22 protein-coding genes are annotated in these 23,192 nt (G+C 40.7%); 18 read left to right on the top strand and 4 right to left on the bottom strand.

The window, feature by feature from the left end; genetic code table 11:
* Positions 1-6 precede the first annotated feature (6 nt).
* The 4 genes from IGI63_RS08645 (at position 7) to pepG1 (ending at position 2,652) form a co-directional block, all read left to right on the top strand.
* Positions 7-561 carry a Maf family protein gene (locus IGI63_RS08645; protein ID WP_141426245.1) on the top strand — a complete coding sequence of 185 codons (555 nt, stop codon included), beginning with the start codon at positions 7-9 and terminating at the stop codon, positions 559-561.
* Positions 562-693: 132 nt separating this feature from the next.
* Entirely contained in the window at positions 694-1,131 is a 438-nt protein-coding gene (gene msrB / locus IGI63_RS08640; protein WP_002354871.1) for a peptide-methionine (R)-S-oxide reductase MsrB, read from the top strand.
* Between the two features lie 174 nt (positions 1,132-1,305).
* The gene (locus IGI63_RS08635; protein ID WP_429975665.1) at positions 1,306-2,277 is read left to right on the top strand and encodes a ribose-phosphate diphosphokinase; all 972 of its coding nucleotides are present in this window, start codon (positions 1,306-1,308) and stop codon (positions 2,275-2,277) included.
* 231 nt (positions 2,278-2,508) lie between these two features.
* On the top strand, positions 2,509-2,652 hold the full coding sequence (gene pepG1, locus IGI63_RS08630; protein WP_429975664.1) for a type I toxin-antitoxin system toxin PepG1: 144 nt from the start codon (positions 2,509-2,511) through the stop codon (positions 2,650-2,652).
* A 368-nt stretch (positions 2,653-3,020) separates the two neighbouring features.
* Here pepG1 and pgmB read toward each other — a convergent pair whose 3' ends face one another.
* On the bottom strand, positions 3,021-3,671 hold the full coding sequence (pgmB, locus tag IGI63_RS08625; RefSeq protein ID WP_156248735.1) for a beta-phosphoglucomutase: 651 nt from the start codon (positions 3,669-3,671) through the stop codon (positions 3,021-3,023).
* 14 nt (positions 3,672-3,685) lie between these two features.
* On the bottom strand, positions 3,686-6,430 hold the full coding sequence (locus tag IGI63_RS08620) for a glycoside hydrolase family 65 protein (protein ID WP_429975663.1): 2,745 nt from the start codon (positions 6,428-6,430) through the stop codon (positions 3,686-3,688).
* A gap of 261 nt (positions 6,431-6,691) precedes the next feature.
* Here IGI63_RS08620 and treR point away from each other — a divergent pair, with 261 nt between their 5' ends.
* From treR to IGI63_RS08600, 4 genes are all read left to right on the top strand, one after another.
* The gene (gene treR, locus IGI63_RS08615) at positions 6,692-7,405 is read left to right on the top strand and encodes a trehalose operon repressor (RefSeq protein WP_002354877.1); all 714 of its coding nucleotides are present in this window, start codon (positions 6,692-6,694) and stop codon (positions 7,403-7,405) included.
* A 395-nt stretch (positions 7,406-7,800) separates the two neighbouring features.
* Positions 7,801-8,499: a WxL domain-containing protein gene (locus IGI63_RS08610; protein WP_429975662.1), complete on the top strand. Its 699-nt coding sequence runs from the start codon at positions 7,801-7,803 to the stop codon at positions 8,497-8,499.
* 95 nt (positions 8,500-8,594) lie between these two features.
* Positions 8,595-9,308 (top strand): WxL domain-containing protein, encoded by a 714-nt coding sequence (locus IGI63_RS08605; protein ID WP_429975661.1) that lies wholly within the window; start codon positions 8,595-8,597, stop codon positions 9,306-9,308.
* A 94-nt stretch (positions 9,309-9,402) separates the two neighbouring features.
* Positions 9,403-10,119 (top strand): WxL domain-containing protein, encoded by a 717-nt coding sequence (locus tag IGI63_RS08600; RefSeq protein ID WP_429975660.1) that lies wholly within the window; start codon positions 9,403-9,405, stop codon positions 10,117-10,119.
* A gap of 40 nt (positions 10,120-10,159) precedes the next feature.
* On the opposite strand, the gene mscL is transcribed toward IGI63_RS08600, so the two are convergent.
* A complete protein-coding gene (gene mscL, locus IGI63_RS08595) occupies positions 10,160-10,609 on the bottom strand; it encodes a large conductance mechanosensitive channel protein MscL (RefSeq protein ID WP_002354883.1) in 450 nt (149 codons plus the stop codon).
* Positions 10,610-10,816: 207 nt separating this feature from the next.
* Here mscL and yfmF point away from each other — a divergent pair, with 207 nt between their 5' ends.
* The 6 genes from yfmF to IGI63_RS08565 all read left to right on the top strand — a co-directional run bounded on the left by yfmF (position 10,817) and on the right by IGI63_RS08565 (position 17,751).
* Positions 10,817-12,085 carry an EF-P 5-aminopentanol modification-associated protein YfmF gene (gene yfmF, locus IGI63_RS08590; RefSeq protein WP_002354884.1) on the top strand — a complete coding sequence of 423 codons (1,269 nt, stop codon included), beginning with the start codon at positions 10,817-10,819 and terminating at the stop codon, positions 12,083-12,085.
* Positions 12,078-13,382: an EF-P 5-aminopentanol modification-associated protein YfmH gene (yfmH, locus tag IGI63_RS08585; RefSeq protein ID WP_429975659.1), complete on the top strand. Its 1,305-nt coding sequence runs from the start codon at positions 12,078-12,080 to the stop codon at positions 13,380-13,382. The genes yfmF and yfmH overlap by 8 nt, the downstream gene beginning before the upstream one ends.
* A gap of 167 nt (positions 13,383-13,549) precedes the next feature.
* On the top strand, positions 13,550-14,416 hold the full coding sequence (locus IGI63_RS08580) for a RodZ domain-containing protein (protein WP_289853121.1): 867 nt from the start codon (positions 13,550-13,552) through the stop codon (positions 14,414-14,416).
* A 124-nt stretch (positions 14,417-14,540) separates the two neighbouring features.
* Positions 14,541-15,119: a CDP-diacylglycerol--glycerol-3-phosphate 3-phosphatidyltransferase gene (gene pgsA, locus IGI63_RS08575; protein WP_002365382.1), complete on the top strand. Its 579-nt coding sequence runs from the start codon at positions 14,541-14,543 to the stop codon at positions 15,117-15,119.
* A gap of 248 nt (positions 15,120-15,367) precedes the next feature.
* Positions 15,368-15,967 (top strand): MarR family winged helix-turn-helix transcriptional regulator, encoded by a 600-nt coding sequence (locus IGI63_RS08570; RefSeq protein WP_002359022.1) that lies wholly within the window; start codon positions 15,368-15,370, stop codon positions 15,965-15,967.
* A complete protein-coding gene (locus tag IGI63_RS08565) occupies positions 15,967-17,751 on the top strand; it encodes an ABC transporter ATP-binding protein (protein ID WP_429975658.1) in 1,785 nt (594 codons plus the stop codon). Before IGI63_RS08570 ends, IGI63_RS08565 begins: the two co-directional genes overlap by 1 nt.
* Positions 17,752-18,008: 257 nt before the next feature.
* Here the strand turns inward: IGI63_RS08565 and IGI63_RS08560 are convergent, their stop codons facing one another.
* On the bottom strand, positions 18,009-18,896 hold the full coding sequence (locus IGI63_RS08560) for a MurR/RpiR family transcriptional regulator (protein ID WP_429975657.1): 888 nt from the start codon (positions 18,894-18,896) through the stop codon (positions 18,009-18,011).
* A gap of 375 nt (positions 18,897-19,271) precedes the next feature.
* Here IGI63_RS08560 and gnd point away from each other — a divergent pair, with 375 nt between their 5' ends.
* The 4 genes from gnd to IGI63_RS08540 are packed head-to-tail and all read left to right on the top strand — an operon-like array spanning position 19,272 to position 23,191.
* The gene (gene gnd / locus IGI63_RS08555; protein WP_025192718.1) at positions 19,272-20,207 is read left to right on the top strand and encodes a phosphogluconate dehydrogenase (NAD(+)-dependent, decarboxylating); all 936 of its coding nucleotides are present in this window, start codon (positions 19,272-19,274) and stop codon (positions 20,205-20,207) included.
* 12 nt (positions 20,208-20,219) lie between these two features.
* Positions 20,220-21,221 (top strand): D-isomer specific 2-hydroxyacid dehydrogenase family protein, encoded by a 1,002-nt coding sequence (locus IGI63_RS08550; RefSeq protein ID WP_429975656.1) that lies wholly within the window; start codon positions 20,220-20,222, stop codon positions 21,219-21,221.
* A gap of 14 nt (positions 21,222-21,235) precedes the next feature.
* Complete coding sequence (locus IGI63_RS08545) at positions 21,236-22,342, top strand: iron-containing alcohol dehydrogenase family protein (RefSeq protein WP_108120317.1); 1,107 nt, start codon at positions 21,236-21,238, stop codon at positions 22,340-22,342.
* 12 nt (positions 22,343-22,354) lie between these two features.
* A complete protein-coding gene (locus IGI63_RS08540) occupies positions 22,355-23,191 on the top strand; it encodes a PTS mannose/fructose/sorbose/N-acetylgalactosamine transporter subunit IIC (protein WP_429975655.1) in 837 nt (278 codons plus the stop codon).
* Position 23,192 lies beyond the last annotated feature (1 nt).

Here is a 23,192-nt window from a genome sequence, read left to right as displayed (position 1 = left end):
CAATTTATGCAAATTATTTTAGCATCCCAATCTCCTCGCCGTCAGGAGTTATTAAAGCGTGTGGTTCCAACTTTTACGATTGCACCAGCCGACATCGATGAAACTGTTGGTAAAGACGGCTTGCCAGCAGAATATGTGGCGCAAATGGCTGCCCAAAAAGCAGCGGCTATAGCAGAGCAATCCCCCGAAGCACTAGTCATTGGCTGCGATACAATTGTGGCATTGGTGGGAGAGATCCTCGGCAAACCCACTTCTCGGGAAGACGGTTATCGCATGTTGCGCCTCCTAAGTGGCAAAACACATGACGTGTATACAAGTGTGACGTTGAAACAAGGGGAAAAAGAGCGCTCCGCGACAGTTCATTCAACCGTTACGTTTTATCCACTGACAGACACGGAAATCCATGCTTACTTAGATACCGCAGAATATGCCGACAAAGCAGGCGCTTATGGTATCCAAGGACAAGGAGCATTACTAATTGAAGCAATCGCTGGCGATTATTACGCCATTATGGGTTTACCAATTGCCAAAGTAGCCCGACTACTAAAAGAATTCAACTAATAAAAGACAGTCCTTTTCATTCGTCAAAAAGAGAAAGGACTGTCTTTTACTATGCAAACTATTAGGTGCCTGTTTGGCAAACGTGGTATCATTGAACCCAATAAATTGAACAGAAGAAAAGGAGTGGACAGAATGACAAAACCAACAGAAGAAGAATTAAAACAAACCTTGACGGATCTTCAATATGCCGTCACACAAGAAAACGCAACAGAACGCCCTTTTTCAGGAGAATATGATGACTTTTACCAAGACGGAATCTATGTAGACATTGTTAGTGGCGAGCCGTTGTTTAGCTCCCTGGACAAATACGATGCTGGTTGCGGCTGGCCATCCTTTACCAAACCAATTGAAAAACGTGGCGTCAAAGAAAAAGCTGATTTTAGTCACGGCATGCACCGAGTAGAAGTTCGCAGTCAAGAAGCGGATTCACATTTAGGGCATGTTTTCACTGATGGCCCACTCCAAGAAGGCGGCTTACGTTATTGCATTAATGCGGCAGCTTTGAGATTTGTGCCAGTGGCAGATTTAGAAAAAGAAGGCTATGGCGAGTACCTTTCTTTATTCAAATAATCCTCATTTTTTAGACAAATACGATAAAATAGTTAGAAGAAAGCGACTTTTGATGAATATCTTGTATGAAATACAGAAAATCTCTTGATTTATTTGGCTAGGACTACTATTATTTTAGAAGGAAAGTATTGTTCAGTTTTAACGAATTGGCTGAAATAGAAAGTGGAGGTTCTAATGTCGAAACATTATTTTGATCCAAGATTGAAAATCTTTTCTTTGAACTCTAATCGTCCCTTAGCAGAAAAAATTGCGGATGCTGTGGGTGTGGAGCTAGGAAAGTGCTCTGTAACACAATTTAGTGATGGCGAAATTCAAGTGAATATTGAAGAAAGTATTCGTGGTGCACATGTTTACGTCATTCAATCAACAAGTAGCCCTGTTAACGATAACTTAATGGAACTATTAATCATGATTGATGCGTTAAAACGTGCGAGTGCTAAAACAATTAACGTGGTTATGCCTTATTATGGGTATGCACGTCAAGACCGTAAAGCACGTGCCCGGGAACCAATCACTGCTAAACTTGTTGCAAACATGATTGAAAAAGCTGGTGCAACAAGAATGTTGACATTGGACTTACATGCGGTCCAAATTCAAGGATTCTTTGATATTCCAGTGGATCATTTGATGGGTGCACCATTAATTGCCGATTACTTCATCGAACACGGCATTCAAGGCGATGGCGTCGTTGTTGTTTCCCCTGACCATGGTGGTGTAACGCGTGCGCGTAAATTGGCAGAATTCTTAAAAGCACCAATTGCGATCATTGACAAACGTCGTCCAAAAGCGAACGTAGCAGAAGTAATGAATATCATTGGTCATGTGGAAGGCAAAACATGTGTCTTAATTGATGACATGATTGACACAGCGGGGACAATTTCTCTTGCTGCAAACGCATTGAAAGAAGCCGGAGCAAAAGACGTTTACGCTTCTTGTACACATCCCGTTTTATCAGGACCAGCCTTACAACGTATTGAAGATTCAGCAATTGAACGCTTAGTTGTAACAGACTCTATTTACCTATCTGATGATCGTAAAATTGCAAAAATTGACGAAGTCAGCGTTGGTGAATTAATCGGAGATGCGATTAAACGTATCCACGAAAACAAACCAGTTAGTCCGTTATTTGAAACAAAAAATAAATAATTACAAAAAACCGCCCACATCATTTTTCTGATGTGGGCGGTTTTTTCTCTAAATCATTTTCTCTAAAAAAATATTGTAACCTGAATATTTATTAGGCATTCATAATATACGATAAGTGTAGAGAAGTTAATGCGGAGGCAAGCGCAAAGGAACATGCGCTTTGCGACGAGCATCGCAACAAAGTGAGAAGCGTAGGAGCAGAGACTTTCCTCTTTCGGTGAGGTGGTGCGTATGAGCGTACTTCCAAAATTTACAGAAAGGAGAGACCTTTTGTCAGCATATGAAACAATTCAGACGATCCTAGGGTTTGGTATGTTTACCATTTCTTTGATTGCGCTGATTGTGAAATTGCTTAAAAATGACAATAAAAAATAACCGTCAACTTTGACCGAGTACGGTTATTTTTAAATAATTCAAAAAGTCACCGTCTTAAACGGCTCTACATCAGAGAGGTATGTTGACGCATATCTCTCTTTTCGTTTTCATTATAGCACATTTTCCCGAAAAGCACGAATAAATTTAGCGTTAATCCGTGAAATTATAAAAGCTGTTAAAAATGACAATAAAAAATAACCGTCTACTTTGACTGGTACGGTTATTTTTTATAACTAAATCGGTCACCGTCTCAAACGGCTCTACACTAGAGAGGTATGTTGACGCATCTCTCTCTTTTCATCTACATTCTAGCATAGATACAATGTAGATGAAAAGAGGTGCCTGCTACTAAAGGTTCTTGTCATTCTTTAGCGATTGAGCAGTGCATCAACGCTTAGTTCAGTCATTTCAGAGACTTGCATGTCGGCTCCGAGTAAGGGTTGGCTGGCCGACAAGCCGACGGCATAGATGCCCGCGGCTTTCAAGCCGTCAATGCCTGATTGTGCATCTTCAAAGCCAATGGCGTTTTGCGGTAGCACGCCAATACTGTCAGCGGCGGCTAAAAAGATTTCAGGATCAGGTTTGCCTTTGCTTAATGAGTCGGGATCGACAATTGTGGCGAAGTACGCGCGCACGCCTAATTTTTCCAAAATCAGGGGCGCGTTTTTTGAAGCCGAAGCCACGGCACAGGGAATGTGACGTGCTTGGGCTTGCTGTAGCAATGGCACGACACCAGGTAAAACATCTTCTGTCGTTAAATGTTCTAATAATTGAACGTAGTGATCATTTTTTTGCTGAGCTAAGGCTTCTTTTTCTGCTGGAGTAAACGCATTTTCACGGTGGCCATGGGCTAAAATGCGGTCCAAGGAATCCATCCGACTAATGCCTTTTAATGTTTCGTTGAAGGTTTCGTCAATGGGAATACCTAGCGAATCGGCCAACGCTTTCCAAGCTTGATAATGAAATTTGGCGGTGTCAGTAATGACACCATCCAAATCAAAAATAAATCCAATCGTCATTGTGGTTCGCTCCTTTATTGATAATGTACTTCTTTTGGTCGTTCGGCGGTTAACGGAATCAACGCGCCCTGAACCAATAATTGTGTGTCTTTATCTGCTGTAATCGTGACACTGGTTTGTGTTAATGAAAATTGATACGTCACGCCTTGATGAATAAACTGGAACGCCAGCGCTTGCCAATGTTCAGGTAAGTTTGGACAAATTGATAACTCTTTCTGGCGCGTGTCAACGCCTGCATACGTCGCTAAAGTAACGTGAATCGTCGCAGCCATGACCCCTGTATGAATTCCTTCAGCGGTCGTGCCACCTTGAATGTCACGATAATCGGAATACAACGCTTCTTGATAAAGTTGCCAAGATAGCTCATGGAATTGCGCCATTTCTGCCAATTGGGCATGAACAATTCGTGACAAAGTCGAACCATGAGACGTCCGTTTTAGATAATACAAAAGATTTTTTTCCAAATAATCCGCAGGCAATTGATACCCTAAATCTTCTAAAATTTGATCCACCCGAGTTTTGTCTAAGTTGTAGAACAACATTAACGTGTCGGCTTGTTTCGCCACTTTGTAATCATCGGGGGATTCTCCTTCGGCTTTTAAAATTCGATCCATGCGGTAAATATTGCCGTATTTCTCTTTCATCGCCGCCCAGTCAATCTCTTTTAAGCCGAAATACCCTTCATATTGCGCAATAATACCGTCAGAATTAACTTCAATTTCCAGTGAATTTTGAATTTGCTGCATGCGGGCTAGATCAGCAGAAGTGGTCTGAGTTTTGGCAAAAAGTTGTGCCTGTTCTTCCTCAGAGAAAAGTGCCAAAATGTTGGTTAATTCTTCGAATAGCCAAACCACCATCAAATTCGTATAGGCGTTGTTTTTCAAGCCGCTTTCCGCTTGGTCTGGATAGCCCTCGTGAAACTCATCAGGTCCCATCACTTTATCAATAAAGAACCGTCCTGTTGCATCATCTAACGTCGCAGCGCTGTTCCAAAATTGAGCGATTTCTAACAACATTTCGCCGCCATATTGTTTCATAAATTCATGATCCTGTGTACTATGCCAATACAACCAAGCATTGTAAGCAATCGCTAGGGACACATGCCGTTGCAGAATACTATGATCCTCGCCCCAATGTCCATTCAACGGATTTAAGTGAAGCTTTTGCGTGGTTTCACGCCCATCACGTCCTGATTGCCACGGATACATTGCGCCACGATACTGGCTGGCCGCCGCATTTTCCTTCGCCTTCTCTAATCGGTGGTAGCGATACAGCAACAATTGTTTCGCTGTGTCAGGATAATGTTGAATATAAAAAGGTAAAATAAAAATTTCATCCCAGAAAATATGTCCACGATACGCTTCACCATGCAAGCCTCGGGCGGTAATCGAGACGTCCAATGCTTGCGCTTGGTTACTAAAAGGCGAAGCCGAAGCCAGCAAGTGATAACTGTGAATCCGTAAAAGTTTTTGAGACATCAAATCGCCTGTCACGGTAATGTTGGCTTGTTGCCAAAGAGTTTGCCAAGCGCGGGCGCTTTCCTGAGCGGCGGCCGCAAAAGAGTCCTTCGGCGTAAACGGTACTTGCCAACTTTGTTCGGCGTGGCTGGCTTGCACAAAGACTTGTTTTTCTAGCGTATAGCGCGTTCCTTGGTGCGCCATCACGGTCACCACTTGGGCGATTTTTTCCGCTTCTTCTTGAATCATAATCGCTTCTTTTTCAAAAAAATCACCAGTTATCAAGGCCGTTTCTCGGACGCTCAAGTTGGATTGATTGGTACAAACCTCAATCACGGTTTTGTTTTCCTGCGCGCTTAATGCTGTCACCTGAAAATGTTTGGCTGTTAAGTTGCGATACCGCGCCACGTTATAGTTGTAGACACTGCCATCAGTGACGGTTTTCAAAGTAATTGGGGCTGAAAAGTTTAACGGCTCAAACGTATATTGCAGATGATAGTCATTCGGCTGTGCCATATTGGCGATTTTTTTCGTCGTTAATTTAATTTGCTGATTGTCCGCATCTTTCAAAATCATTTCTGCGACAAACAATCCCGTTTTCAAGTTCAATTGACGATGTAATTGTTGTAGCGTGTCTGGAGAAATCGTTAACCAGTCAGTGGCATCGCCAATTTTTAAAGCGATGTGTTGGTTGTCAGGAGCATTGACGAAATCTTCATTTTCCACTACTTGACCCGCAACTTCCGAAGCCGCTGTATTATAAAGCCCCGCAATGTAGGTCGCTGGATAATGATCATCAGAAATCGTCATCTCAGGTGTCGTGCCGCGCAAGCCTAAAAAGCCATTGCCGACAGTTAACAGGGACTCCACCGCATATTCATTTTTCCCAGGCACGTAGCCATAATAGTCCAAATGCCAAGCCAGATACTGCCGTTTTTCTTCAAATGCTGCCAGCAGATTCGGTGCCGCCGCTTGTTCGGCTGCCGTTAAAAGTGGCGTGTTCAACTGTTCCGCGAATGCTTGAATCACCGCTTGCGGAACCAGCGCCAACGTTTCCTCTGGCGAAAAGAAGTCCTCTGGGAAATCAGCAACAATCCCCCCCAGAATCGGCGCAGCCTCTGCCACAATCAATTGGCACAGTTCAGGAACCGTTTCTTCGATAGTCAAAGCTTCAAAAGGGAACGTTTTTTGGTGAAGCGGTTCCAATTTATGGTTAAAAAAAGTCGTCGTTAGTTGGTTCGTTGCGAATGTTAATTCTAAAATGGTCATGTTTGGCGCCTCCTTGTGAACTTGTATAGACATGTTTCGTTTGACTACAGTATAGTATGAACGAATCAGAATTACAAGGATTTTCCCTAGATTCTTGGGAAAACTTTTCCAGAAGGGGGCAGCAACCGACTGCGCTGGGTCTGAAAAAAAGGCGGTCAAGCAGTGGTTTAGCTGGGGGAGTTTGTGGCGTAAGTAAGGCAGAAAGTGCGGGGGATTTTTCTGACCAGCTCTAGGTTTTTCGGAGGGAATATGCTATGCTTTTAGAAAAGAAATTGTTGGTAGAGGAGGATCGGCATGAACAAGTTTCATGACATATTTTTAGAATTAGAACAACAAATTGTCCAAGGCGACTATCAGCCAGGCGATTTATTACCTAGTGAAAATCAATTAGTGGAAACTTACAATGTTTCCCGTGAAACAATTCGGAAAGCCTTGAATTTACTAATTAACGCTGGCTACATTCAGAAAAAACAAGGCAAAGGCTCGATTGTGCTCAACTTTAAAAAGTTTAATTTTCCTATTTCAGGGGTGACCAGTTACAAGGAGTTACAACAAACGCAACATATTGAAAGTCATACGCATGTGGTTTCCTTAGAAGAAATTCCTGTGGAGCGCAACTTGGCTCAGTTGACTGGTTGGACGGAAGGGGCCCCTGTGTGGCGCTTAGTTCGGCAACGGGAGATTGAAGGGGAAGTCGATATTTTAGATATTGATTACTTGATTAAAGAGATTGTCCCAGAACTGCCGAAGCACCGTGCCGAAGATTCGATTTTCGATTATCTGGAAAACGACCTTGGCTTGGCGATTAGTTATGCCCAGAAAGAAATTACCGTGGAACCGCTCACAGAGATGGACAAGCAGCTGATTGGTGAAGTCGAAGGCAATCATGTTGTCGTGGTCCGTAGTATCATGAACTTGGAAGATACCCGCTGTTTTGGTTATACGGAATCCCGTCACCGCTTAAACAAATTTAAGTTTGTGGAATTCGCCCGTCGCCGTAAATTGTAAGTCTTAGTGACGAACAAATATAAAAACGGCTGTCATTAAATAAAAAATTACGGTTTTTTCTCTGCATCTGCGAATAAATGTATAAGATTTTAGGAGAAAACGTCACAAAGTTAGAGTTTGACCTCTACTTTGTGACGTTTTCTCGTTGTTTATTAAAGTATTTTCTCGAAAAAAACATTAAATAACAGCCAAAAATATCAATAAGTGTTGAAAAAAAGCCTTTAAACTAAGGGGAAACGTTGCTTTTAAAGGAAATGTTGTTTTTTTGCAAGAACTGTTCAATATTTAAAATCACAGACAAGGGGGAATCTTGTATAATAAAGCCATAGCTTCAGCAGCGCCGAAGAAACAACTAGGGCGCACTGGGAATTCAGGATGTTAAAGGAGATGTACATATGAAAAAGAAAATAATGGCAAGTTTATTGGTTGGTAGTGCCGTAATTGGCGCTAGTTTGGCACCACTTTCGGCACAGGCTGTGACGACAGGGAATACGCCGGTGCAGGTGGAGTTTGGTGGGGGTGTGTTGCCAGACCATGATGGTGGTTCAGTTAACGTAGACCCCGATCCAAATACGTCTAATACGGATTTTGATTTATTGGCAATTCCGAAAAGTTTGAATTTTTCTCCTGTGAAGATTGGCGAAGATTTATCTGATATTCAGTTGCTTTCTAGCGAACGGGGCAGAAGTGTTATGGTCGGAGACTTACGTGGAACCAAAGAAGGTTGGCATGTAACAGGGGAAATAACAGAAATGAAGAACGGGACAGACCGATTAGATGGACAGTTTAAATTTGGAATGACACCGTATTATGCTGTATTCAATGTTAGCTCGGGTTTATATGGGGGAATGGCTAGTCAAAATGGAATGAACATTACTGATGATCCAACAGCACCTAGCTTTATTGGGACAAACATGACAATTGGTGGTGGTGCTACTACGTTAATTAATGCTACTGTTGGTCAGGGTCAGGGAACTTGGTCAGGACGTATTGATAATATGACGTTAAATGTTACTACACCGTATCAACAAATCAAAGCAGACGCCTACACAGGCAACATCACCTGGAACCTAGTAGCAGGACCATCAATCTAAATACAAGAAATGAAAGAATCAAGTACAGAACAGCAATCGTTACTTTTGCTGTTCTGTACTTGATAGACGAATTGAAAGCGAAGGAGCGTACATAGATGAAAAAGAAAATAATGGCAAGTTTATTGGTTGGTAGTGCCGTAGTTGGCGCAAGTTTGGCACCACATTCAGCACAGGCTGTGACGACAGGGAATACGCCTATTCAGGCGGAATTTGAGGGAGGTTCGTTACCAGATGTTGATGGAGATTCAAATACAGTAAGGCCTGACCCAGGAGCTACGAATAGTAATTTCGATTTACTTTTTATTCCAAGGGAATTTGATTTTGGAAAATTGTCAATTTCCGATGATTTAACACAACCAATTCCTAATAAAAAAGATGATGGGTTTAATGGGCACGTAGAAGGCGTTGGTGTAGGTGATATGCGAGGAACGAAAGAAGGCTGGCACTTAACGGCTCAATCGACTGGACTTAAGTTAGGGACAGACAGCATAGAAGGCAGTATTACAAGTAATACTATTATTTTGTATCCATTAAAATATAATATGGAAACTAATAAGTATGTAGGAGAATCTACTAATCTATTAGACCCAGCTACAAGTCCTGCTATTGTTAATCCTACAAATTGGTCGCTGCCTTTAGGTGGAGAGGCTGTTCTTGTGGGGAATGCCACAACAGGAAAAGGGCAAGGCTTATGGGAATTTGCAATGTTTACAACCTCTTTAAACATCACTACTTCTGCCTATGACATCAAAGCAGGCGCCTACACAGGTAACATCACTTGGAACCTCGTCGCAGGACCATCAATCTAAATAAAAGAAATGAAAGAATCAAGTACAGAACAGCAATCGTTACTTTGCTGTTCTGTACTTTATAGACGAATTGAAAGCAAAGGAGCGTACATAGATGAAAAAGAAAATAATGGCAAGTTTATTGGTTGGTAGTGCCGTAATTGGCGCAAGTTTGACACCACTTTCAGCACAGGCGGTGACGACAGGGAATACGCCTGTGCAGGTGGAGCTTGAGGGAGGTACGTTACTACCAGATGTTGGTGGAGATCCAAATACAGTAAGGCCAGACCCAGGAGCTACAAATAGTAATTTCGATTTACTATTTATTCCAAGGGAATATAATTTTGGTAAGCTTTCTATTTCAGATGATTTGACCAAACCTATTCCTAATAAGAACGATGTAGGTTCTAACGGACATGTAGAAGCTATTGGTATAGGTGATTTACGGGGGACGAAAGAGGGCTGGCATGTTACTGTTCAATCGGACGGTATGAAGCTTGGCGATGAGAGGCTAGAAGGAAATATCGGTACTAGTCTGATAAGTCTTTATGACTTGAGATTCGATGAAACTACTAACAGTTATACTTCTGTAGGTGCGGAAAGCTCGGGTCCTGAAGTAAGTCCAACCATTCCTATTGTAAGAGGTTGGACACTGAATTTAGGAGGTGAAGCAACACTGCTTGCTAACGCTTCAGCAGGAAAAGGTCAAGGCTTGTGGAGGTTTTCAATGTTTACCACTTCTTTAAACATCACGACACCAGCCTACAACATCAAAGCAGGGAACTACACAGGCGACATCACCTGGAACCTCGTCGCAGGACCATCAATCTAAGGCCAAACAAAAAAGTCATCCCCTCAGGATGACTTTTTGCTTATTTCTCTGTGAAGGTGCTGTCTGTTTTGACAGTTTCAGCAGGCGGTGTTTGCGCCGCTAGCAAGTCGCGAATTTCTTTTAAGTAATCTTCGCTCGTTGGTACTACTTCTTCTTCTGCCGCTTCTTCTTTTTTGCCACGGTTTTTCATTTTGTTGGCCGCTTTGACAATCAAGAAGAGGACGAAGGCCGTAATTAAAAATGTAATAAGTGCACTAATCACGCTACCAATATTGAATTCAACACCTTCGACTTTATAAACAAGGGCACCCAATGCATCGTCGGCGCTCTTTTTCCCAGTCGTCAAGACAAAAATCAGACTAATTAACGGGGTAATCAAGCCTTCCACCACTTGTGTCACAATCGCTGTAAACGCACTACCAATGACAACACCAACGGCTAGGTCTAAGACACTCCCGCGCATGATAAACTCTTTAAATTCTTTAATCATTCTTTTTTCCCTCCTCACTTTAAAAACAGTATACCGAATCTTCTTGAAAATTTGAACTGAAAAACTCTTATCATTCAGAAAGCACCTGAAGCTGTGTTATAATGGAGCTATTGGAAAAACATTAAAAAATGCTTTAGAATTTACGCGATACATATATTTCACAGCATTCTTTAGGTAAGATGAAGCAAATGAAGGAGCGATGCGGCAATGTCTGTTCAATTAGTTAAAGGCGTGAATTTACACGTCATTCCTACAGAAAAATATAAAACGGTGCGTCTTTTAGTCCGCTTTAATACACGATTAAATCATGAAACCATTACAAAAAGAACGCTGTTGTCCAGTTTGATGGAAACCAACAGCTTGAATTACCCGAATCAAGTCAAGTTAAGTGAGCGTTTGGCGGAGCTTTACGGCGCCAGCTTTGGGATTGGCGTTTCCAAAAAAGGCAATCAACATTGGTTTAATATTTCTATGAACATTGTCAATGATCATTATTTACAGGATAGTCAGGTTCTCGCCGAAGCGGTGGACTTTTTGAAGGAAATTATTTTTGCCCCCAATATTCAAGCAGGTCAATTTGAGGCGGAAACCTTCCAACGGGAGAAAGAGAACTTGAAAGCGTACTTGGAAAGTATTGTGGAGGATAAGCAAACTTATGCCTCTTTGGCGCTTCAAAGTGTCTATTTTAATCAATCGGAGGATCAAAAAATCCCTAGTTTCGGGACCGTTGCGGCGTTAGCTGAGGAAACTGCGGCGTCATTAGCGGCATATTATCAAAAAATGCTGGCGGAAGATCAAGTGGATATTTTTGTTTTAGGTGATGTCAATGAGGCGGAGCTAGTGCCGTTATTCAAGCAATTACCGTTTACGCCTCGTGAAGAAGGCAAAGCCGCGATTTTCTACAATCAACCAATTCGCAACGTGATTGAAGAGCGGACCGAGCGTGAGGTGTTAGCCCAATCGAAATTAAACTTGGCTTACAACACGGATATTTATTATGGCGATAGCTATTATTTTGCGTTGCAAGTGTTTAATGGGATTTTTGGCGGTTTCCCGCATTCTAAATTATTTATGAATGTCCGTGAAAAAGAGCATTTAGCGTATTATGCTTCTAGTAGTATCGACACTTTCCGTGGCTTCATGACGGTTCAAACAGGGATCGATGGCAAAAATCGGAATCAGGTCTTGCGTTTGATTTCGACAGAATTGGAAAATATTCGCTTAGGTAAGATTAGCGAATTAGAAATTGAACAAACGAAAGCAATGTTAAAAAATCAGTATATCTTAGCGTTAGATAATGCAGGCGCGTGGCTGGAAAAAGAATACTTGAACGAATTAATGCCGCAGACGATGCTGACGGCGGAGGAATGGATTGCGCGGATCAATGCCGTGACCATTTCAGAAATCCAAGAAGTGGCCAAACGCTTGGAACTTCAAGCAATCTTCTTTTTGGAAGGAGAAACAGAAAATGATTAAAAAAGACTATGCACAAATTAAAGAAACATTGTATACAGAAACACTGGCGAATGGGTTAAAGGTTTACCTATTGCCGAAAAATGATTTCCAAAAAACGTATGGCTTGTTTACGACCGATTATGGTTCCATCGACAATACGTTCGTGCCAATTGGTCAAGAGGAAATGATTGAAGTGCCTGACGGAATCGCCCACTTTTTAGAACATAAAATGTTTGAAAAAGAAGATGGCGATGTCTTCCAAAAATTTGGGCAACAAGGGGCTTCAGCGAATGCCTTTACCAGTTTTACGAAAACGAGTTATTTGTTTTCAACGACGGATCAAGTGACACAAAATCTAGAAACGTTGCTTGATTTTGTGCAATCGCCGTATTTCACGAAGGAAACGGTCGAAAAAGAAAAAGGCATCATCGGACAAGAAATTCAAATGTATTTAGATGATCCTAACTGGCGCTTGTTCTTTGGGATTTTAGGCAACCTTTATCCGAAACATCCATTGCACATTGATATTGCCGGTACAGTGGCAAGTATTGCGGAGATTACCGCAGAAGATTTGTATACATGCTACAGTACGTTTTATCATCCAAGTAATATGACCTTATTCGTGGTAGGGAAAATGGACCCCGAAGCGTTAATGGCCTTCATTCGTGAAAACCAAGCGGCGAAAGAGTTTTCTGCCGCCCAACCTATTCGTCGGCATTTTCCTGAAGAAACAGCTGCTGACATTGTCAAAGAGAGCGCCATTGAAATGGCAGTCACACGGGCAAAAGTGCTTGTTGGCTTGAAAGGCTTAGATGAAGTGCCAACAACGGGTCGTGACTTAATGAAATATCAAGTCACCGTGAATTTGTTGTTACAATTATTGTTTGGTAATACCTCTCAAAACTATTTGGCTCTTTATGATGAAGGCTTGTTAGATGATAGTTTTAGTTATGACTTTAATTTAGATCGCAGTTTCCATTTTGCGGATATTGGCGGCGATAGTGAGCAACCAGAAGTCTTAGCAGAACGAATTGAAGCTATTTTATTATCTGCCACAACAAGTCCAGAATTAACGGAAGAAAATTTGTCCTTATTGAAGAAAAAAATGATTGGTAAATATTTCCAATCCTTAAACTCTTTAGAGTATATCGCCAACCAATTTTCACAATCATTGTTTGGGGAAACCACGCTGTTTGATAAGATTGAAGTCATTGAAAGTATTCAATTAGCCGACGTCCGCCAAGTAGCAGAGACCTTGATTCGTGAAGAAGGATTGAGCCGTTTCTACATGTATCCTAAAGGAGAAACCGAGCAATAAACCAACTGTTTAAGAAAAAGAAAAATCTTTGAAATCTTTCAATTTTGTTATCCTCAGTTGGCTTCTTTTGTGGTATTCTTAAAGGACGGGAATGTTTTCCTTGGCAATTGAAAAAGACTGACGAGACAATCGATAAATTAACAAAATAGACTGGAGAAGATGGACGAGTGGCCAGCGTAAATATTGGAGAAACACTAAAAGAAGCAAGATTGCAGAAGAACATCTCAATTGATGAACTGCAACAAATGACAAAAATTCAAAAAAGATATTTAGAAATTATTGAACAAAACGATTTTGAGTCCTTACCAGGCACCTTTTATGTACGGGCGTTTATCCGCCAATATGCAAGTGCGGTCGGCTTAGATGGCAATCAATTGGTAGATATCTATGATGGCAAAGAACCAGCAATTGTCGAAGAACCCAAGCCAGTGTATGAAGAGCTTGAAGGATCACGTAAGCAATTGCATGACGAAGAAAAGCAATCCAGTTGGTTACTGCGGAACTTACCAGCCATTGCCTTTTCGTTAATTGGTTTAGCCATTGCGGTCGTGGTGCTGTACATTATGTGGCAAGATCAAAAAGCTGAACCGATTATTCAAACACCGGCAACTAGTGCCAGTGTGGAAAAACCCAAAGAATCAAGTCAAGCCCCAGAAAGTAGCACACAAAGTAGTACACCGCCGTCTTCTTCAAGCGAACCAGAGAAGAAAACAGCTGTGGCTGTGGTGAGCGATGCTAACAATCAAGTGACTGCAACGGTTAAAGATGCGAATAGTCCAATCAACATTACCTTTAAAGGGACTGAAGGCTCTTGCTGGATTGGCGTGATGGTCGATGGCAACTATACGTACCAACACACCCTGCAAGCAGGAGAGACCCAAACAACAGCTTTACCTGCGAATGCCGCCAATGCGACACTGATTCTAGGCGCCTCAAATAACGTCGCCATCCAAGTCGATGGCGACGATTTAACACTGGAAAAAACGCCAGTTTTAATTCGTAAGGATGTTACATTAGGGATTACGTATCGTTAGAAATGGTGTAAGAAGAATCTGGATAAACTGTCAAACGGCAATTATTCCAGATTCTTTTCTTTTTTTCGTGACACTGCCAGCAAGATAACGTAAAATAGAACAGGAGAAGGAAGGGGCAATTGAAGTGAATTTACCAAATAAATTAACAGTTTTAAGAATATTTATGATTCCGATTTTTATTATTATTGTGTCGGTGCCGATGGACTGGGGAACGATTAGTTTTGGCGACACAACGTTAGCCGTTACCCAATTAGTGGGCGCGATTATTTTTGCAGTTGCTAGTTTTACAGACTGGTTGGATGGCAAAATTGCCCGTGCGCAAGGCTTGGTGACGAACTTCGGAAAATTTGCGGACCCATTAGCGGACAAAATGCTAGTGATGACCGCTTTTATCGTCTTAGTTGGTCAAGGCAAAGTACCTGCTTGGATTGTAGCAATTATTGTTTGTCGTGAATTAGCAGTAACTGGTTTACGGTTGTTATTAGTCGAACATGGCGAAGTAATGGCAGCAGCTTGGCCGGGAAAAGTAAAAACAGCTACCCAAATGGTTGCAATTATTTTACTATTCATTAACAACATTCCATTTTCAGCACTCCATCTACCACTAGATCAAATCATGCTATATGCCTGCTTGATTTTCACCATTTACTCTGGTGTTGATTATTTTGCTAAGAATAAAGATGTTTTTAAAGGTTCGATGTAAAGAGAGAATCAAAACGCTTGGCTTGTGCCAAGCGTTTTTTTAGTATTCATGATTGAATCGGCAAATAGATTTTTAAGTAGAGGAACAGATGAATCGATAAAACAAATCGGCAGTTTCTGTATGCTATTTTTCATTTTGGTTATATCTACATACAAATAATTAGTTTGTTGTTGACAAAGTAAACTAAATAGATTACTATTTAGTTCGTTAGCTTATATATAAACTAAACAAATTTTTTGGAGGAAATTATGAAAAAAACAGATATTTTAAATAAACTATTAAAAATTGCTCAACAACCTTACTTAATCTTTGCTTCTAGCATAGAGGAGAAACCAGATAACACTTTTGAAACGTTAAAATTGCTTGCTTCTGAAGAAAATGTAACAGCTGGAAGAATCGCTGAATATTTAGATATAAAACCTTCTAGTGTGACACAAATCATAAAAAAATTAGAGTCTGTTAAAGCAGTTAAACGAGTCAAAAATGAATCAGATGCTCGGGTCACATTCGTTGTATTGACCGATAAGGGACGAGAAAGTTTAAGTACTCAAGGAAATATTTCCAATGGATTTAATGAAGAAATGTTTAAGGGCTTTTCAGAGGAGGAACTAGAGTCTTTAAATAATTATTTAGAACGTATAGAAAAGAATATTTCTAGTGAAGAATTTTTAGATAAAATTGAAACAATTTTTGGCGACGATAAAAATTGGGAACATTTCAGAAAAATATCAGCTAGATATGGTAGAGCTAGAGAACAGATGATGGGACATGATGGCTTTGGTAGATTTGGTGAATTCAATGGTGAATACGGTGGCTTTGAAGGATGGAAGAGAGGTCGGAGAAGATAATGGCAGTAGGTGGAGGCGACAAAAATAGTCATGATTCTATCCGAGCAGATAAAACAAAATTTTCGTTTAAAGAATTTTTAGGCTTAATCAAGATGACAGAGCCTAACTATTTACTGCTTGGCATTGGGATGATATTTCTTGTGATTTCTTCTAGTATCCAAGTGTACGTTCCAAAACTTGCTTCAAGTTTAGTCAATAATTTTCAAAAGGGAGTAGATTATAGTTTATTAGGTAAAGTTGTTGGATTATTTATATTTTCAGCACTCGTTTCTGCATTAGGAGGGACAATTTTAGGTATTTTTGGTGAAAATGTCATCCAAAATATGCGTAAACGCTTATGGAATAAATTAACTATTCTAAAAGTTTCTTATTTTGACTCTGTTAAAGCGGGTGAAATATCCAGCCGGGTCGTAAATGATACTAATCAAGTTAAGCAATTGTTAGCCGTTACTTTTCCTCAAACAGTTGCCAGTGTGATTACAGTTATTGGTACGGTATATATGATGATTAAAATGGATTGGCATATGTCGCTTGCTATGGTAATTGCTGTTCCTGTTGTAATCCTTTGTATGATTCCAGTAATGGCATTTGGTTCAAAAGTTAGTCACATTCGCCAAGATGCTATGAGTCAATTTAATGGACTTGCTACTGAAACGTTGAGTGAAATTCGTTTAGTCAAAACTTCTAATGCTGAATCTCAGGCGCAGGTTCGTGCTGCAAATGAAGTGGATCGGTTATTTAATGTAGGGAAAAAAGAAGCAATATTTGATGCATCTATGCAACCAATTATGATGATGGTCTTTATGAGCATGGTATTTGGGCTATTAGCATATGGGATGCATCGAATTGCCATTGGTGTGATGACAATCGGAACATTGATGAGTTTCTTAATGTATCTATTTAATCTTATTGGCGCCATGCCAATCATTGCGACGTTATTTTCTGAAGTAGCTAAAGCAGCAGGATCAACGCGACGAGTGCAAGAATTGTTATCTAGAGAACCTGAAGACTTTGAAAGTGGACAAGATATTGATTTATCGGAAAAGACTTTATCAGTTAAAAATGTAAAACTTTCTTATGAAGATGCACCAGAGGAACCTATCTTAACAGACATTTCTTTTACTGCTCAGCCAAACCAAGTAATTGCTTTTGCTGGCCCATCAGGTGGCGGGAAATCGACGATTTTTAGTTTAATTGAAAGGTTTTATGAACCTACAGAAGGACAAATTAAATTTGGAGATATTGACATAAAAGATATCAAATTATCAGATTATCGTCGTCAAATCGGCTTTGTATCACAGGATTCTGCGATTATGGCAGGGACAATCAGAGATAATCTAACGTATGGCTTAGCAGAAAACTTCTCAGATGAACAACTATGGGATGTCTTGGAACTAGCATATGCGCGAAAATTTGTAGAAGAAATGCCAGATAAATTGAATACGGAAGTCGGTGAACGTGGCGTTAAAATTTCTGGAGGACAAAGACAGCGTATTGCAATTGCTCGTGCATTCTTGCGGAATCCCAAGATTTTAATGTTAGATGAAGCTACTGCTAGCCTAGATTCAGAATCTGAGATGAAGGTTCAAGAGGCATTGTCTAATTTAATGAAGGGCCGAACGACATTGGTTATTGCCCATAGATTGTCGACAATTGTTGATGCGGATAGCATTTACTTTGTTGAAAAAGGGAAAGTAACTGGTTCAGGAAAACATGATGAGCTAGTAAGTAAACATAAAACTTACGCTAAATATGTATCCGAACAATTTAAAGTAACGGAATGAACGAAATAAGCAAACTTAAAATGAAGCTAAGACAACACATGCATTTAACTAATTGTCTTAAGATTTAGAAAGAACTTGGACATAACCCCCAAGTTCTTTTTTCTAACTTATTTTTACCCACAAGATAAAAAGCGACCAAAAAATTGGTCGCTTTTTAAATACCTCCATGGTAGTTCACTTGCTTCATAAAATGTAGAGTCACGGTATAAAGCCAATTTGCGAGGACCGATATTACAAAAATAAGCACCATTCAGATCTTACGACAAATAATGCGGATCGGTCTTAGTCGTGCTAATGTTGTCGCGGATTTTTTTCAAGGAATCGGCATTTTGATCAAAATTGTGATACATCGTATTTGTATATAAAATATCCATTACCGTTAAGTAACTAATCCGTGAAGCCAAGGATTCCGCACGAAACAAGCCTTCTTCGGTGACGACAATAATTGCTTCGTCGGACAAGCCTGCCAACTCTGAACCGCTGTTACCAGTTAACGTAATCATTTTTGCGTTGGTTTTTTTAACTTGTCGTGCTAGGTTGATTGATTCTTTGGTTTTGCCTGAATGGGAAAAAATAAACACACAATCTTCACTGGTTAATTTTGTGACAAAACTTAACTGCATGTGGTAATCAAAAATGTAGTTGCACCGATAGTTAGTCCGAATGAATTTATGGAAACTATCAAAAGCCACAATCGAGGAGCCGCCTTGCCCAAAAAAATGAAGCGTTTTGGCAGAGTACATCAAAGCCAACACGTTATCTAACAGCTCCTTTGTTAAGAACTGTGTGGCGTTACTGAGGGAATAAATATTGGCTTGTAAGACTTTTTTAGCAATGGTAATACTATCATCATCTGGTGAAATATCATCGGCGCCATTCACGCTATTGACGTTTTGAAAAGTCGGCTGATAATTAGAATTCCTGGCGATATCAATTTTAAATTCTTGGAACCCAGAATAGCCAATCTTTTTTACAAATTGATACACGGAAGATTGGGAGACACCAATTTCGTTGCCCAGACTTTCTAACGTCATTTGTGTCAATAATGATTCAGAATGAACAAAGTAATCGGAAATTTTCTTTTCTGTGAGGCTCAAATTCGGTTTTTTGATCCGAATCCGTTGATCCAAATAGTGGTTTTTCATTAACACGTTCCTCCAATCTTATTTTTTTAAAAATAAAATGAATGCCTTTTCATTGTTGGTATAGACTGATTATAGTGGAAAAAGAGGACAAATACAATTTCTCTTTTTCTCCACAAAAAAGAAATTCTTTAAAAAAGCAAAAAAAAAATAAATAATCTTTTTTCTGAAAAATGAAGGGGTCTTGAAAAGACTTCTCTCAACTAAAGAAAGTAGCCAGTAAAAAGAACGTGATACCAAGAGATTTACTTGTGTTTTTTGTATGAAAGCTCCTTAAAAATAAAAACGTTTTACCTTTTGAGCAGGCAAGATTTTTGCTAAAAAATAAAAAATATTTTTTAATTAGTGTAATCGTTTACATTATTTTTTTTATCCTTTATGATTGAAGTATCAAAAGAGGCAGGTGAAAGAAAAATGGACATTGGCTTTATTGGACTTGGGAAAATGGGTTTGAACATGGCATTAAATGTTCACGAACAAGGCTGGCCCATTATTGGCTTTGATGTAACAAAGGAAGCAAGAGCGACTGCTAGAGAACAGGGTCTTTCCGTTGTAGATTCGTTGTCAGAATTATTGAAAGCGCTTAACAAAAGGAGGGTGATTTTTTTAAGTACCCCCGCTGGTCAGATTACCAATCAATTAGTGGCAGAATTGGTAGAGCAATTAGCACCAGAGGATATCATTGTGGATAGTGGCAATTCAAATTTTCATGATAGTGTCGCGAATGCTCAGCTTGCTAAGGAAAAAGGAATTTATTTTATTGATTGTGGTACTTCTGGTGGCATCAAAGGAGCGCGGGAAGGAGCGTGTTTAATGGTTGGCGGTGCGCCTGAAGCCGTCAAGGTGTTAACCCCATTTTTTGAAGATTTAGCTTGTGAACAAGGGTATCTTTATGCTGGGAAATCAGGAGCTGGTCACTATTTGAAAATGGTGCATAACGGGATTGAGTACGTCATGATGCAAGCCATGGGCGAAGGATTCAATTTATTAGAAGCTGCCGAATATGATTTTGCGTTGGAGAAAGTAGCCGATGTGTGGAATCACGGCTCGATTATTGAAGCTCGCTTGATGGGCTTAGCGAAAGAGGTTTTTGCGGAAAATCCTACGTTAGCCAATCTAGAAGGGAAAGTGGCAGCAAATGGCGAAGCCAAATGGATGATTGAAGAAGCATTGCGTTTGGAGATGCCCGTCCCAACTACGGCGTTGTCCTTATTTACTCGAAATGAAAGTATGCTAGCAAATCATTTTTCAAACAAAGTGGTCGCTTCTTTGCGACAAGGATTTGGCGGGCATGAAGTCGTAAAAAGTCAGTAAAGGAGTTTAGTCATGTTAAAAAAACAAAAAATTGCCATAGTGAATTCCAGTAGTTTTGGTCAAATTTTTCCTGAACACTTGACGCGCTTAGAAAAGATAGGCACCGTGAAGCATTTTACAGTCGACAGTGAAATTGGTGGCAAAGAGTTAGCGGAATGTTTACAAGGATATACGATTATTATTGCTAGCGTGACGCCATTTTTCACGAAAGAATTTTTTGAACATAAAGATGAATTGTTGCTGATTTCTCGCCACGGCATTGGGTATAACAACATCGATTTAGACGCTGCAAAACAGCACGACACAATTGTTTCCATCATCCCAGCTTTAGTAGAACGAGATGCCGTGGCGGAAAACAATGTCACAAATTTACTAGCTGTTTTACGGCAAACCGTGGCTGCAGATGCCAGCGTTAAAGCAGATCAATGGGAAAAACGAGCGAATTTTGTCGGTCGGACGTTATTTAACAAAATTGTGGGTGTCATTGGTGTTGGGAACACAGGAAGTTGTGTCGTGGAGACGTTACGAAACGGATTTCGCTGTGACGTGTTAGCGTATGATCCCTATAAATCCGCCACTTATCTGCAAAGTTATGGAGCCAAAAAAGTAGACTTAGATACGTTGCTAGCTTCAGCAGACATCATTTGTTTATGTGCCAATTTAACTGAAGAAAGTTATCACATGATTGGCTCGGCGGAAATTGCCAAGATGAAAGACGGCGTCTATCTTTCCAATAGCGCACGAGGCGCCTTGATTGATGAAGAAGCCATGATTGCCGGTTTACAATCGGGCAAAATTGCTGGGCTTGGGACAGATGTTTTAGAAGAGGAACCAGGTCGGAAAAATCATCCTTATCTTGCGTTTGAAAATGTAGTAATGACGCCGCACACCTCCGCTTATACCATGGAATGCCTGCAAGCGATGGGAGAAAAATGCGTGCAAGATGTGGAAGACGTGGTGCAAGGTATTTTACCTCAACGGGCAGTGCAAGAAGTCAGTCGTTACGTTAGTTAAGAAGGAGGAGGAGCATGTTAACTGATTTAAAAGTGAAAGTTGGACCGCAATTTTATCGATACCACGAAGGCGCCTTAGCTTCGGTGCCGTCACTTTTCAAGGAATATCACGCCCAACGAATTTTGGTGGTGCATGGCACCGTATCCTTTGAAAAAGCTCAGCCATTTTTGTCCTTCTTGGCAGATTCAGAGTATCAATTCTTCTATCACACTTACACAGGAGAATGTAGTTATTTTGGCGCCGAACAAATTTCACAGCAAATAAAGGAACACCAGATTGACTTTCTTCTGGGAGTCGGCGGCGGTAAGTTAGCCGATTTAGTGGGCTACAGCGCCCATTTAAACAATCTGAATTTTGGCTTGGTCCCTACTTTGGCTAGTAACTGTGCGCCGTGGACACCGTTAGCTGTGATGTATCAAGAAAATGGCGCGGCCGAAGGCAAAACGGAACATTTCTTTCGCCAAGCTGCGTTTTTAATCACTGATCCTAAGTTGCTTCTGGATGCGCCCCGTGATTATTTTGTCGCTGGTTTAGCTGATACGTTAGCGAAATGGTATGAATCAGAGACCATTTTACGCCAAGCCCATTTGCAAGGGGAACCCTTTTTACAATTAGCGGGAGCGACCGCCAAGCTTTCGCAAGAAGCGATTATGCGGGACTCAAAAGCAGCCTTAGCAGCGATGGACGAGGGCAAACTCACGCCTGAATTTGTCCATCTTTCAGAAATTGTTTTCGCCGTTTCCGGATTAGTCGGCGGCTTCGGCGACAAATACGCCCGCAATGCAGCAGCACATGCCATGCATGATGCTATGAGTAAATTTTTACCAAAAAGTCATGACTATTTACATGGCGAAAAAGTAGCTTACGGCATCTTCTATCAATTAGCATTGGAAAAAAGGTGGGCCATCATAGACGCATTAATCCCCTTTTATCAAGAGCTAAACTTGCCCATGTCGTTACGACAAATGGGCCTTTACCCAGAAGAAGAAGCAGTACTCGATGCAATGGTTCGATTTATTGATTCAAAAGAAAAGGTTCATTTAATTCCTATTGAGATTTCGGAAGAACGTTTACGTCAAGGGATTGAAGAGCTAGAAAAGTATATCCAAAACCAAGGATAAGAAGGAGGAACTATGGAAACGTTAAGTGTTTTACAAAGTTTGATAATGGCGCTTTGGGTGGCAGCAATTATGTCCAGATGGCTTGGAGGAGGAGCAACGTTAACGTTGCGTTTCTCGCCCTTAATGACAGGGTTAGTAGCAGGTTTAGTGATGGGCGATGTCCCGAAAGCGATGATTGTCACCGCAGCATTACAAATGATTTACATGGGTGTTTTTTCACCAGGTGGCTCTATGCCAGCAGAACCATCAATTGCGGCAGCGATTGCTGTGCCAGTTGCGTTGCTAGGGAATTTGAAGCCGGAAGCGGCTATCGCCGTAGCGGTTCCTGCCGGTCTTTTAGGAAGTTATTTATATCAATTCCGTTTCTTTATTAACACGTTTTTAGGGAAGTATACCGATCGTGCGGTGGCTGAACTAAATTCTAAAAAAATTGCCCGCTCAATTATCTGGTATCCAACGATTGCCTCATTTATTTTATTCGTTCCATTAGTCTTTTTTGCTCTTTATTTAGGGGCACCAGTCATTGCCGATATTATTAAAGCATTAGAAGGAACCGTTGTGATTCACGTGTTAGAAGTAGTCGGTGGTGGTTTAGCCGCAATTGGGATTGCGACAACGGTCTATGTCATTGGTCGAAAAGATTTCTTGGTTTTCTTTTTCCTTGCATACTTCATGAGTATCGTCTTTAAGTCATTGGAAATTACCATGGTAACGTATGCCATCTTTGGCGTAATTATTGCGTTAATTTTTGTGCAAGTCCAAAAAGGCAAACCTGTAGCAGAAAGTGCTGGTTCCGCCAGTGCCACCACTGATTTTGATGATGATGACGATTACGATGACGGGTTTTAAA

This window comes from Enterococcus sp. DIV0086 (genome assembly GCF_050498705.1).
GTDB lineage: Bacteria > Bacillota > Bacilli > Lactobacillales > Enterococcaceae > Enterococcus > Enterococcus faecalis.
This window is presented reverse-complemented; position numbering and strand designations above follow the sequence as displayed.